Genomic DNA, 13,698 nt, shown 5'->3' with positions numbered 1-13,698 from the left:
ATTTATTTTGCACGATTTAACAAAAGGCAAACCGATTAAACAGATTATCTACTTCACGATTCCGCTGCTGATCGGTAATATTTTCCAGCAGGTCTATACCTTATCTGATACGATCATTGTTGGGCGCACGATTGGGGTGAAGGCCTTAGCGGCGGTAGGGGCGACTGGGAGTTTGTCGTTTCTGATCATCGGGATCGCGCAAGGAGCGACCAATGGCTTTGCAATCATTGCCGCTCGCCGCTATGGTGCCGGCGATTTCAAGGGGATCAAGCGCAGTTTCGCGACAAGCATCGTGATCAGCGCGGGACTTTCTGCGATTTTGTCGGCGATCAGTATGACGTTTTGTGGACAGATCCTACGACTGATGCAAACGCCGGCGGATATCATCAATGATTCTTACACGTTTTTGGTGATCCAGTTTGCCGGGATCTTTATTATTGTCGCTTACAACCTGTTTGCCAATATGATCCGCGCCATGGGGGATAGCCGCACACCGTTAGTCTTTCTGGTGATCGCCTGCGTTATCAACATTGGCTTGGAATTATTGTTTATCGTGGTCTTTAAGTGGGGCATCGCGGGCGCGTCTTCCGCGACGCTGTTGGCCGAGCTTATTTCGGCCGTTTTGTGTTTGTTATACATTTATCGTCGTTTTCCGTTGCTCCAGATTCATCGGAGTGATTTCAAAATCTCCTTACAAGAGATCAAAGATCATTTACGCTTAGGCCTGCCAATGGGTTTTCAATCTTCAATCATTGCGCTGGGACAGGTGATCTTGCAATTGATGCTGAATACCTTAGGCTCAAACGCGGTTGCGGCGTATACCGCGGCTGGGCGTATCGATGGATTGGCGACCATGCCAGCCATGTCGTTTGGGGTGACGATGGCCACCTTCGCCGCGCAAAACTTAGGCGCTCGTGAATTCGGTCGGATTCGGACAGGGGTACGGCAAACGTTGCTGGTTTCGGTGCTTTTCTCAGGCTTGACCGGCTTGCTGATTATTTACTTCGGCCGCCCCTTAGTTAATCTATTCATTGGCAACGGCCAGCCCGTCGTAACCGCCACGGCGCAAACTTATTTCCACTTCAATAGCAGTCTCTATTGGCTGCTGGCGATCCTGTTCGTGGTTCGGTATACCTTGCAGGGCCTAGGTCAAAGTTTGGTGCCGACTTTAGCGGGGATCATGGAGTTACTGATGCGGGCCTTTGCCGGGTTAGTGTTAATTCGCCTATTTGGCTTTGCCGGCGCCAGTATGGCAAATCCACTGGCCTGGATCGGGTCGCTCCTGGTTCTGATCAGTTCGTACGTGCGAACGATGCGGCATTTGCGCAGCTTGGAACGAGAGCCCGAGCAGCAGAATGATTTGACCCGAACCTTACCTTAATTTTAAAACTAAAAAGGACTGTTTCCCGATTATTTAGCAAGTGGGGAAAACAGTCCTTTTTTTGGGTCTAGAATTTTTGGTGCCGAAAGATGATTTCACACCAGGAGTTCTAGACTTTTTTTGTTGCTCGCCGGTGGGCTGGCTTGCGTGGTTACGCGGCCGGGGAGGGCTATCCGTTTATCTGCCGATTCCAGCCCGTTCGATTCTAGTCCGGCCGATCTCAGTCCAGTCGATTCTAGGCCAGACCGGCTTAGTCTAGTTTAATCAGGCTGACCATTATCTTGGTCAAAGTAACTCAGGCTGAAGCGATCAGGAATAAAGCGACTTTGGGTGTATTCAAACATTAACCCATTTTCGCTGAAAACCAGGTCCTCCATTACGCCAACGCAATTGTAGCTGCCCAGTTCAAGATAAGCGTAATCGTCTGGTGTCGCCGGCATGACCGTGAAACTCCGCTTAGCCGCGATGATCTTGAATTTTTCTTTGCGAAAGTAGTCGTAGATCGACCCAGCAACGATTTGCTTGGAAAGGGCCGGGACTTGATCGGCCCGGAAGAAACTGTGGTCCCAAATCATCGGATGCCCATCAAACACACGAATCCGATCAACCAGATAAAGAACCTCGTCGATCTCAAAAGGAAGTTCGGGGGCGTTCTCCGCGGTAACAATGATCTTCTTGAAATTCGCGATTTCGGTTGTCGCCATTAAGTGGTTGCTTTCTTTGATAGCCCGTAAACCGTTGAAACCGCGGGCGCCGAAAGACCAACGGGGACCGTTGAACGATTCCAGGATCACCACACCACTGCCTTTAACACTATAAACATAGCCACGGTCGCTGAGTAAGGCGATCGCGCGCCGAATCGTGTTTCGACTGGTTTGGAACTCTTGGGTCAAGACACTTTCTGTTGGTAGGGTATCTTGGTAGACTCCCGTGTTGATCCGCTGTTCCAGTTCTTGATAAATGTGATGAAATTTCCTTGCCGCCATTCTAAATCATCCTTTATGCGTTTATTTGAATTGAATCGCTTGATCGGACCAGCCAACGTCATTCGCCCCGTGCGCCAAGCCACTGGGCCGCCACGAAAACCATATTTAACAAAAAGTAAGTGGTTCCAATCAATAAATCATGATAACATTGCCTGAATTTGGTGTCTAGTTACGTTCGCGCTAAAAATCAGTTATTTATTTAGGAACGTTGAAACCCAGCTCCCCGGAAAAATGGTATTTTACCGGGAAAGCTGGGTTAACAACCCTAATCTTCTTGACAGCGCTTGACCAATGTTGGCGCCAATTCTTGGGCTAATAACTGTCCGATTTTCGTGGCGCCGCTAGGTGAGAAGTGCAGGTGATCGCCACAATCATAGGCTGGCGCCAAGGTGGTCACATCTGAATTCAGGGCAACTTGGTGCGCTAAGTCGAAAGCATTGGGTAAGGTGAGCAGGTAGCGATTGACGGTTTGTCGAATCGCTTCTTTCGCCGGTGTCCAGGAACTCACTTCGAAATTGCGGGCGCCCTTGAATGGCGTGATCGTCAAAGGAATGAAACTGACCCCACGACGTTGACAAACCTGATAAAGCTGGCTGATCCCCCCGATCAGCTCAGCCGCGGTCGGCAGTTCGCTTGGTGGCGCGCCGGCACCAGGATGGAACAAGTCATTGACCCCTTCGAGAAACACCACCACATCGGGACAGCTACAGAGCACATCACACATGAAGCGTTCCTTACCAGCTGGGCCGAAACTGTCATTCCATGGCGATTGCGAGTCACCGGCGCGTAACAGGCGATTGCCGGAAATGCCCGCGTTGAACGTGGTGATTTGATTGGGATAATTCTGATAGAGTTGTTGCGTCAAGGCGCTGGTGAACAAGCCTTGATTGACCAGCGAATCACCGAAGAACGCGACGGTTCGCCGTGGTTGTGCCGTGGTCACTTGAATATTGTCCACACCATAGAAGTAGTTGCGCTCCAGCAAATTCGTGGCGCTGGTCACATTGACCAAGTAGTGGGCCAATGTACTGGCCAAGGAGTTGATGCGGTTGCGCGTATTAGTCGCCTGCAGCGCCAAGTAGAATGGTTGCCCCGCCCGAATGGGAAAATGAACAGGGTCACTCCACAAGGTTCGTCCGGCGTCAACCAGAGCCTGGCGTTGACCGTTGAACGTGAGGTTGACGGCATCCTTGAGATCCGGGGTAGCCGCGATCTGCAAGCCCTTGATTTGTAAGGGAACCTCATCGAAGCGATTATTGAGCTCAACACGCAATTCCTCCCCCGAGACATTGTGTTGATAGCACGTGATCTGTTGTGGCACTGGCCGATACGCTAAGTTGTGGAAATTTGAAAAGAGATGTTTCCAAACAATTGTTTGCGGCATCTACTCACCTCCTTGAGGGTCCAGGGTGGTCGGCTTAAATCTGTTCCTCCGCCGGGATCGTGTCTTCCTCAGTCACAGTTCTCCGGGCTAAAACGCGTCCGTAAGCATAGGTGGTTCCTAGGGAAATAACGAAGGCACCAGCCATGATCAGATAATGCCATGGCCAGAACTGCGCCGGAATGATCACGAAGGATAATGGGCCGCTTGGTCCTAAGGAGACCGCGTACTCTTTGAAGACCATGATCATGGCGCCAGCTAATCCAGCGGTCGCGATCGAGCAAATAAAAGGATATCTGGCCGGGATCGTGACCCCAAACATAGATGGTTCTGTGACACCGAGTAGCGCAGAAGTCCCTGCGGAAACGGCGATACTCTTTTGTTTCTTGTTCCGGGCCAGCATCGCCATGGCAAAGTCGGCGCCAGCTTCAGCGACACAGACGATGGTAATGATCGCCAGCATCGAGCTTTGTTGCGTGGAAGCGATCAGTTGGATATTGACGGCGATAAAGGCATAGTGCATCCCCGTGACAACCAGCGGCTCCCACAATAGACCGAACAGTAACCCCGCTAAGATCGGGCTAGCGTTGAACAACGCCATGACGCCATCGGTGATCCAAGTGGCGATTTGGTTCATGACTGGTCCAATGACCAAGAAAGTCAAGAATGAGGTGATCAAGATCGCTACTGGCGCGACCACGATCAATTGGAGCACATCCGGAACGACCTTCTTCAACCACTTCTCTAGGAACACCAGCACCCAGGAAGCAACTAATGGTGGCAGCACAGAGTTTTGGTAGCCTAATTTCATAATGTTCAGGCCGAAAATGTTCCAGTATTCTGGCTTGACCGCGCCTGAGATGACACTGGCCATTTGTGTGCCGGTCAGCAGATCAGCGTTGATCAACACCAATCCTAGCAAGATCCCTAGCATCGGATTTCCACCGAAACGCTTGGTTGCGGACCAGGCGACTAACACGGGAATATAGGTGAAGGCGGTATTGGCCACCATCAGGATCATATCAGCCAGACCTTTGATTTGCGGGTAGGTCACCACCAGCGCCTTTGGTCCAAAAATCCCAGAAGCGGTCAAAATATTGCCGACACCCAGCAAAATCCCGGCACCAACGATTGCTGGCAGCAACGGAATGAAAACATCAGAGAAAATTTTGAGACCACGTTGGAGAAAGTTCTCTTTGGATTCCTCAACTTTCTTCAATTCTTCCTTGTCCGCTTGTTGCAGTCCCGTTTGTTGTTGAACAACATCGAACAGTTTATCAACTAGACCTGGGCCGATCACTACTTGGAATTGCCCCCCGGCTTTAAAGCAGCCCTTGACCAGATCAACATTCTTGAGCGCCGTCTCATCGACCTTGCTCTCATCCTTTAGTACAAAACGCAGACGGGTAACACAGTGAGTCAGTAGTTCAATATTGGCACGCCCGCCGATTGCCGCAACAATCGCTGTTGCCGCAGGTTGTAAATTTTGGGCCATTTTTCTCCCCCCTTGGGATAAACGCGACCAACCAGAAAAAATAAAGGCAATGTTGAAAACAAAGATGAAAAATTGAATAAAGGGTTAAACAAGTAATATCACTTGTTTAAACAAATAATACAATCAATCACTTTTCTTGTCAAAGATAACGCTTTATTGTTTTCTAAAATCCCATCAACCGCGAGCTGGTAACGGCGCTGGCACGTGCCTCCGCGCTGGTCACAAGCAGGTTGCCGCCCACAAAAAAACCGCCACCGCCAACGAATTTGGTCGCGGTGGTTTGAATAACCAGGGGCCAGGCGTTAGCAGTAGTCGGTTTGTTTTGCGTATAAAAGAAAAATATTTATTTGGCAGAAATAAAAGGGAAAAGTGCCGCGTTGGCGTATTTACCCTTAGGCGTTCAAGATCGCCAAAATTATTGGTTAAGGCAGATCGTTGCCAGCTGCTAAATAGAGATCATACCATTCTGTCCGCGTCAATTGCACTTGATCCGCTTCACAGATCTCAGCCAGGCGATGAGGATTGGTGGTGCCGGCGATGACTTGCATGCTGGTTGGCAGCCGCAAGATCCAAGCCGCTGCCACCGCATTGACATTACTGTCATATTTCGCGGCAAGTTTTTGAAGCATTTCATTCAGTTTCGGGAACTTAGGATTATTGATGAAGACACCTTCGAAGAAGCCATATTGGTAAGGACTCCAAGCCTGGATGGTCATGTTGTTCATGCGCGAATATTCATACAAGCCACCGTCATGATCAATACTGCGAGCGTCGGCCATGTTGGTATGGAAGCCAAAGTCGATCATTCCAGTGTGCATCAAGCCGAATTGTAACTGGTTGATCACTAATGGTTGTGCCACGGCCTGTTGCAACAATTCAACTTGTAATGGGTTGAAGTTGCTGACCCCGAATTCTCGGACCTTGCCTGCTTTTTGCATTTCGAAGAAGGCGTCAGCGATTTCGTCTGGTTCCATTAAGGCATCCGGCCGGTGCAAAAGCAAGAAGTCAACGTGATCCAAGCCCATCCGTTCCAGACTCCCATCGAGCGCTTCGACTAAATGAGCCTTTGAGAAATCATATTGATTTTGACCAATGCCCGCCTTCGTTTGCACGAGAATATCATCGCGGTTGATCGAGGAAGCGGCCAGCGCATCGCCAAAGCGACGTTCTGAATCACCACCACCATAAATATCCGCATTGTCGAAGAAGTTGACGCCGTGGTCAACCGCCGTTTCCAAAAGGGTCACCACTTCGGCGGTTGTCTTCTCGGGGATCCGCATCAGACCTAGGGCGATTTCTGAAGCGTTGATGTTATCTAAACCAATACTAACTTGACGCATGATATAAGTTCCTCCTTATTAAGCGCGACTAGGAATGAGTAATTTAGCCGTGGTAATCACTTGTGTTTGAGCCAATTGCCTAAATTCGTTGTACCAATAACCAGCTTGCAGCGGCAATGTTTCCCGCAACGCATATAAAGTCAGTTCATATTGGTGATCTTGATCAGGTGGCTGAGGTCCAGTATAACGCTGATTGGTGCGCGGGTCCAAATTATGCACGAGGCGCCCGGCGGTACTATTACGTCCCTGGACAAAGTCACCGCCGATTTGGCTGGCATTCTCGGGGATCCGCGCCAAATCTGGCGCGAAATTGGCGGCCAGCCAGTGGATCCAAACAAATCCACCAACAGGCACCGCGTCAAAATCCAGCAAGGTCAAGGCCAAACTAGCTGTGCCCGCAGGAACATCACTGACGGTGATCTCCGGTGAGATTATCGGATAGCCAGCAATCATTTCGTTGGCGGTAGCATATTTTCCATAGCGGTCAGGCAAATAACCCTGCGCTGTTAAAGATACTGATATTTTCATGAGGCGCTCCTTACTAACGCTGACAGATGCGTTATAATGAGAATAATGAAATAAAACCCACAAAGGATGAGTGAATATGAAACCTGAAGAACAATTAAGTGCAACAGTCCAAACGTTATTGAACCAGTGCCGGGAGCAGATTGCGCCGCATACACTGAATTTGTTAATTAGCGGGCCGGACTCGTTAACGTTGAATCCAACTGCTTCGCAAATCGTTAAAGATCAAGAAGGCAATTATGTTTTGACGGTCCCCAATCCACGCTTCGCTAACTTCATTGTAGCGCATGAATTGTTACATTTACAACAGGAAACCAGTCAAAGTATTCAAGTTGGTCCAGTTGATGATACGGATAAGCAAATGGCGAACTTTTTGGCTGTGTTTGGTCAAATCGTCTTGGAAACGATTTTGCACCAAGCCATGTTACCACGATTGCAAGCAATGGATGTCTTGGATCAACCGACCCAAAATGCGATTCGATCATATGTCAGCGCTAACTTGATGCACGATGACGACTTGTCAATCGGAAGTGAAGGCTCAACCGTGACTGGTAACGCGTTGCATATTGTCGGCGCGCGTGTCCTATTAGACGCAGAAACTCTTGCGGACACGAGCTGGGCCAATGATTTCCCTCGGGCCTGGTCGTTAGCACAAACCTTGCAAGAAACTTGGTTGGAGAAACCCTTAACGACCAATCGCCAATTGCGGGCAGCGTTGATGCGGGTTTTGAATCTGTTCATGGATAAGAAATTAATTGACGAGCAAATCGATTTAGGCCGTCATTTAACCGTGACCGCGGTTCTTTCTCCCCGAGAATTAAATCTGAAGGTCAGCCAATTATTCCACTTCTATCATCAACCTGAACCTGAGCTGGCCGATTTATATTTGCTGCTGGGTGATAAAGATGAGCAGTGTGTTGGCACCTTCAAAATCCCAGTTGATCAGCAAGGCTCAGAGGCGATGCATGAGCGTTACGAACAGCGGGTCGAAGATTTCCTTAACGAGCATCAGATCGAATACGCCCAGCGCGACGGCCACTATTTACCGGAGCAATTTCCCGGTGAGCAGCATGAATGAGTTGATTGCGGCGATCAAACAGGCGCAACGGATTACTTTCTTGACTGGAGCGGGCGTCTCGACACATTCGGGCATTCCCGATTACCGCTCCAAAACCGGCCTGTATGCTGGCGCTGCCAATCCGGAATATTTGCTGAGTCATGAGAACTTGACCCAGCATCCCCAAGCCTTTTATGAATTTGTGACTAAACGGATGTATTTTCCCGCGGCGCGACCAAATTTGATTCACCAAGAAATCGCGGCGTTGTGTAATGAGAAAGGGACGCTGGTGACGCAAAATGTTGATGGTCTGGACAAACAGGCAGGTAATCAACATGTCATCGAGTTTCATGGGAATCTGTACGATTTGTATTGTCAAAAGTGTGGTCAAGCGGTTAGCTATGAGGACTTCGCCCAGGACTATCATCATCAAATCGATGGAGGGATCATTCGGCCGCACATCGTTTTATACGGGGAGTCGATTGCGTCGGAAATCTTGATGAAGTCGGCTCAGGCGATTGCTAACGCCGATTTGTTATTGATCGTGGGGACGAGTTTTCGGGTCTATCCCTTTGCCCAACTGATTCAGTATCGTCAAGCCGAGACGCCGATTTATGCGATCAATCGTGAGAGTATTGCCGCACCAGCGTCCGTTCGCCTGATCCAAGACGATGCGCTGACGGTTTTTGAAGAAATTCGGAAGGGGTTGGAAACATGTTAGAGCAAGAACGTGCCGAAATCGACCAAATCGATCAGCAATTGATGCCGTTGTTGGCCCAACGGTTACAGGTGGGCCAACGTATCGCCGCCGTTAAGCACCAGCATCAGCTGCCACTAGTTGATCGGCGGCGCGAGGCCCAAGTTTATGAGCAAATTGGACAACGCGTTCCCGCCGAACAGGCCGAATATGTTCGAACGCTGTACGCCGATATCTTATTAGTTTCCAAGCAGTATCAGGCTCGATTGATCAAGGCGTGGCAGGATGAGGCAGATGGTCAGTCGGCTCCTGACGCCGACCAATCCAAGCTCAAGTGAGTTGGTCCGATCAGCTCCTGACTAAGGCTTAATTGCGGTCGTGATGACACGAACGCCACCCCAATTTTTCGGGTCAAATTGCCCGCCGGCCATCAAAAAAACGCAACCCCAGCCAAAGGGAGTTGCGTTTTTGATTTGCCTGGCATCCAGAGCACGTTTCGAGCGTGGGCGCTTAGGCGTCATAAAAGCCTAAGATCGCAATGGCGACCATGATGCCGCCCACGACGATATATTGTTTGGTACTGAGTTTCTCCTTCAGGAATATGCGCGCCAGAATGATCGAAACGATACTGTACGAAGCAATCATTGGCGCGGCGATGATCGACTTAGAAGCCATCGCGCCAACGTAGAAGAATTGACCTAAAGTTTCGAAAATCGCAGCTAGACCACGATATTTTTCCTTGAAAACATTGACGGTTTCCTTCTTGACGAAGTGCAGGTAAAGCCAAACTAGGATCCCCACGAACAAGAAAGTCAGTTCGTAGCTCATGTTGGCCTGATCTTCAGGCAAGATCTTCTTGTAATCTAGGTAAACCCCATCGAGGTATGTGCCCATCGCATCTAGCAAGGCATAGATCACGGGGAAAATAATCGCAATGGCACTGATGCGGTACTTCTTATCGACTTTCTCACCGCTGGCTTTTAGCTCAGCATCTGCGGACTGTTTCTCAAAGATCCCTAGCAAAAGCATTCCCAAGATGATCATGAACACGGCGACCCATTCTAGAGGCGCCATATTGCCATGCATAAAGAAGAAGGAAAGTAAGACGACAAAGGCGCCAGAAGAATTGCTGATCGGGCTGGAAATCGACAATTCAATATAACGCAAGCCGAAATAGCCAACCGCCATTGATAAGATATACATGGAAGAAACAGGCAGATAAACAAGCAAGTTCCGCCATTGATAATCGATGCCCTGATAAACGCCGTAATAAAGGATCGCGTGAAGCCCCATGACTAAACCGACCATGATCACGGTTTTCAAGGCACTATTTTGCTCCTTTTCGTTGTTGCCGATTTTGTAGAACAGGTCGGCAGTTCCCCAAGCAAGCAAGGTAATCAGTGCTGGTAAAAACCACATAAATGAGTTGCCCCTTTTCATTTCATTAACTTTTTGTCAACGTCTAGAATAGAATAGCGAATCTGGTGGGAGGCGTCAATGGTCTATCGCCTTTTTTTGCTGAAAATATGGCAAGTTATTGATTGTTGTCAGGCGCGCCTAATTATTGGCCGACTGGAAGTAGCTTGCTCGTGGCCGGTGTCATAATTGCGACACTAGACGAAAAGTAGCTTGGCCGCAACTTGCGCTGCGCGTGGCGTTGGTGGATTACTGATGTGGTGGGGCTCCAGGTCGGGCTGGGGGTGGTGGAACGCTGCGGGCACGATTTTGAGCTTTTCGGAAACCCGCCGAAAATCTCAAAACTCGGCCTTATTGTAGGCGATAAATCGCCAACAATAATATCGCGGCTGACTCACCCCCAGCCCGACCTTCCGCCAACTAGTAAACGATCCACCAACGCCACGCTCCGCTCCAGCCGCTCAACGTTATAACAGCCGCTTGAGCATTCACGCCGACTGACAAGCTATGGCTAATTGATGAGGAGCCACGCAACTGACGACCCTAGTTAGTGGTTACAAGCTTTAAATTGGTGACACCAGTACAGCCCATCTGATGAACAGAACTAGTTCTCAGCGAATCAACAGAATCGGTCGATTTTCATCGGGGATTGTCTAGAGAGCAGGTAAAGATGTCTAACGAATGTAAAGTGTCCCGACATCCTAATCCGCATCCGTTGGTGTTGCCGTACCACCTCAAAACTAGTCGATTGTTTGACCTCTAGCTTGCAAAACTACTTCGTCAAATTCTTCGCCTTGATTGCAGATAGGCGCAATTCTGTTCAGCAACCGCCTCAGGACGTGTGGCTCAGCGGTGAGATTATTCTTAGCGATTCATCGCTTAGAATAAGGCTCGATTTGAAGACAAGCCGCCGGGCTTGCGGATTGGCTTCAAACGATGCCCACCGCGTTCGAAACAGAGTGCGCAGCGCAACGGGTTGACTTCGAGCATTAGCCTAGCGACGGCTTTGGAAGCGGGCTTCGCTTCCGAAACCGTTGCGTAGCTAAGCACAGAAGTCAGTTGCGCGGAGCACGTTTCCAGCCACGATAAACGTCCTGAGGCGGTTGCGTCCCCATCCAAACCCACTCAAATCTGCCATCAAACGAAAAATCATGAATAGGACCCGGTTGCGCTTACGCGCAACACCCGCGCGAACCTGCAATCATGCGAAAAAACAGCGGCCACTCCACTGAGTAGTCGCTGTTTCGTATATTGTGTGGTTAGCTCGAACTGGTGGGTAAGCTTGCGCTTAAGCCAGTTTCTTAAAGACGGGAATCTGGTTCAATGGAGCCGCCGCCATGATTGTTTGTTCACCGCTGTATTCATGTTGGTCGTTAACGTTCACCCAACGACCAGCTGGTAAGTAAACCTCGCGTTCGCTGATGCCAGCGCGAAGAACGGGCGCGACGAGGTAATCAGAGCCGAACATATATTGATCTTGTAATTCCCAAGCATGGGCATCGTCAGGGAATTCATAAAACATTGTTCGCAATAACGGCGCGCCAGTTGCGCTTGCTTCCTTAAACAGTCGTTCGATATATGGCTTCAAACCGTCACGAATCTGCAACTGATCCTTCATGATCGCGAAAGCATCCTCGCCATAACTCCAAATTTCGTTGTCATGACCAGTATAAAGACTACCACCACCATGATCGGAATCAGATAAAGCAGGAATATCATGGGGACCGCGATCACCATGCATCCGCAAGAATGGTGTGTAGACCGCAAATTCGAACCAACGGATCAACAACTCCTTAAAGGCGGGATCGTTGACGTCATCGGTCATAAACCCACCAATGTCGGTTGTCCACCAAGGAATTCCGGCCAGTCCCATATTTAAGCCGGCGGATAATTGATCTTCTAGGGATTCAAAGGTACTAGGAACATCGCCTGACCAGATCAAAGTGCCGTATTTTTGGCTGCCGGCCCAACCGGAGCGCACCAAGTGTAGTTGCTTCTTGGCGGGATCTTCCGCGGCGATACCATCTTCAAAAGCTTGCACATATAATTGTGGGTAAATATTGGTGACTTCCAGCGCTGGTCCCAGGTAGTAACGGTAGTTGTCATAATCATAAACCGCGTAATCGGGTTCGGCGTTATCCAACCAGAACATATCGATGCCGTAATCATAGTAATTAGCCTTGCATTTCGACCAAATAAAGTCACGTGCAGCTGGATTGGTCACATCGATCTCCAAGCAATCGCCTTGGAAATCATAGGTTTGGATCGAGCCGCGTTCGGTCCGAATCAGATAGCCTTTTTCAAACATTTCTTCGAAGTTCTCGCTCTTGCGGTCAACGGATGGCCAAACGGAAACCACGACCTTGGTGCCCATGGCGTGGAGTTCGTCACACATGGCTTTAGGATCTGGCCAGTATTCAGTATCGAAATGCCAGTCGCCTTGGCGCGTCCAGTGGAAGAAGTCAATGACGATCACATCCAGCGGGATCCCCAATTCTTGATAATGACGGGCAACTTTGAGTACCTCAGCTTGGGTCCGATAACGTAATTTCGATTGCCACAAACCTAACAGACCATCAGGTAAGGCAGGCGCGCGACCGGTCACTGCGGAGTAATTCTCCACGATTTTAGCAGGAGTATCAGCCACGGTGATCCAATAATCCATTTGTTTGGTTGCGTCCGCGTGCCATTCGGTCATGTTCTTGCCAAAGTTGACTTGGCCGATGCCTGGGTGGTTCCACAAAAAGCCATAGCCTAAGCTAGAAACCGCGAAGGGCACAGTGACTTGCGAATTACGTTGGGCCAGCTCCAAAGTACAACCCTTGAGATCCAAATATTTCTGTTGGTATTGACCCATTCCGAAGAGTTTCTCGCCATCATTGGGGTCGAAACGAACGGTCAAGCCATAATCGCCGCCGATAATTGGTTTCCAATCACGGCCGATGATCTTCAAACAACGGCTCTCATTGCTTTCGGTGCCAAAATAAGACCGGAAGTATTCGCGAAGAATCAGTTGACCATCGCGGAAAAAGGACAAAACTCCCGCCGCGTTGACTTTTGCCTGTAAACGGCCATTGACGATGTTCGCGGTGCCGTCGTTTTCATTGATTTCAATGTCAGCTTGTCGTTGCGCTGGCGCGACCGGTTGGCTGAGAGCCCAATCGTTCGCGGTGAAATCAGGGTATTCGGTTGCTCGGATCCGCAACGCATCCTGACCCCAAGCTTCTAAGCGTAGTGTTTCATTTTGGTGACCAACGATCAGGGCACCATCTTTGATTTTGTATTGCATGATTAACCTCCCATGAGTTAATGACGATTAACACAATGATGACGTAACTACTTGGCACACGTTTACGCCTCTAAGGTTAATATAGCTATCTTAGCGCTAAAAGGCTATAATAAAATTGACTTAAAGTAACA

General features: G+C 49.4%; 12 protein-coding genes. 5 read left to right on the top strand and 7 right to left on the bottom strand.

What is annotated here, in order from left to right:
- Positions 1-7: 7 nt before the first annotated feature.
- On the top strand, positions 8-1,381 hold the full coding sequence (locus EKM94_RS02860) for an MATE family efflux transporter (RefSeq protein ID WP_125597179.1): 1,374 nt from the start codon (positions 8-10) through the stop codon (positions 1,379-1,381).
- 260 nt (positions 1,382-1,641) lie between these two features.
- Here the strand turns inward: EKM94_RS02860 and EKM94_RS02855 are convergent, their stop codons facing one another.
- The 5 genes from EKM94_RS02855 to EKM94_RS02835 all read right to left on the bottom strand — a co-directional run bounded on the left by EKM94_RS02855 (position 1,642) and on the right by EKM94_RS02835 (position 7,111).
- On the bottom strand, positions 1,642-2,367 hold the full coding sequence (locus EKM94_RS02855; protein ID WP_125597177.1) for a GntR family transcriptional regulator: 726 nt from the start codon (positions 2,365-2,367) through the stop codon (positions 1,642-1,644).
- 265 nt (positions 2,368-2,632) lie between these two features.
- Entirely contained in the window at positions 2,633-3,751 is a 1,119-nt protein-coding gene (locus EKM94_RS02850; protein WP_125597174.1) for a GDSL-type esterase/lipase family protein, read from the bottom strand.
- Positions 3,752-3,785: 34 nt separating this feature from the next.
- Positions 3,786-5,243 carry a PTS transporter subunit EIIC gene (locus EKM94_RS02845; protein ID WP_125597171.1) on the bottom strand — a complete coding sequence of 486 codons (1,458 nt, stop codon included), beginning with the start codon at positions 5,241-5,243 and terminating at the stop codon, positions 3,786-3,788.
- Positions 5,244-5,665: 422 nt separating this feature from the next.
- Entirely contained in the window at positions 5,666-6,583 is a 918-nt protein-coding gene (locus EKM94_RS02840) for an aldo/keto reductase (protein ID WP_125597168.1), read from the bottom strand.
- Positions 6,584-6,601: 18 nt separating this feature from the next.
- A complete protein-coding gene (locus tag EKM94_RS02835; protein WP_125597165.1) occupies positions 6,602-7,111 on the bottom strand; it encodes a YbhB/YbcL family Raf kinase inhibitor-like protein in 510 nt (169 codons plus the stop codon).
- Positions 7,112-7,187: 76 nt separating this feature from the next.
- Between EKM94_RS02835 and EKM94_RS02830 the strand changes: the two genes are divergently transcribed.
- From EKM94_RS02830 to EKM94_RS02820, 3 genes are read left to right on the top strand one after another with little or no spacing between them, the layout of a single operon-like run.
- Positions 7,188-8,186, top strand: coding sequence for a hypothetical protein (locus EKM94_RS02830; RefSeq protein WP_125597163.1), 999 nt, complete (start codon positions 7,188-7,190; stop codon positions 8,184-8,186).
- The gene (locus EKM94_RS02825) at positions 8,179-8,886 is read left to right on the top strand and encodes an NAD-dependent protein deacylase (protein WP_125597159.1); all 708 of its coding nucleotides are present in this window, start codon (positions 8,179-8,181) and stop codon (positions 8,884-8,886) included. Before EKM94_RS02830 ends, EKM94_RS02825 begins: the two co-directional genes overlap by 8 nt.
- Positions 8,880-9,200, top strand: coding sequence for a chorismate mutase (locus tag EKM94_RS02820; protein WP_125597156.1), 321 nt, complete (start codon positions 8,880-8,882; stop codon positions 9,198-9,200). Before EKM94_RS02825 ends, EKM94_RS02820 begins: the two co-directional genes overlap by 7 nt.
- Before the next feature lie 172 nt (positions 9,201-9,372).
- Here the strand turns inward: EKM94_RS02820 and EKM94_RS02815 are convergent, their stop codons facing one another.
- Positions 9,373-10,281: an EamA family transporter gene (locus EKM94_RS02815; protein ID WP_125597153.1), complete on the bottom strand. Its 909-nt coding sequence runs from the start codon at positions 10,279-10,281 to the stop codon at positions 9,373-9,375.
- Between the two features lie 749 nt (positions 10,282-11,030).
- Between EKM94_RS02815 and EKM94_RS02810 the strand changes: the two genes are divergently transcribed.
- Positions 11,031-11,258 carry a hypothetical protein gene (locus EKM94_RS02810; RefSeq protein ID WP_125597150.1) on the top strand — a complete coding sequence of 76 codons (228 nt, stop codon included), beginning with the start codon at positions 11,031-11,033 and terminating at the stop codon, positions 11,256-11,258.
- Positions 11,259-11,566: 308 nt separating this feature from the next.
- On the opposite strand, the gene EKM94_RS02805 is transcribed toward EKM94_RS02810, so the two are convergent.
- A complete protein-coding gene (locus EKM94_RS02805; protein ID WP_125597147.1) occupies positions 11,567-13,567 on the bottom strand; it encodes a glycoside hydrolase family 31 protein in 2,001 nt (666 codons plus the stop codon).
- Positions 13,568-13,698: the final 131 nt, after the last annotated feature.

Source organism: Lapidilactobacillus achengensis (genome assembly GCF_003946655.1).
GTDB classification, from domain to species: Bacteria; Bacillota; Bacilli; order Lactobacillales; family Lactobacillaceae; genus Lapidilactobacillus; species Lapidilactobacillus achengensis.
This window is presented reverse-complemented; position numbering and strand designations above follow the sequence as displayed.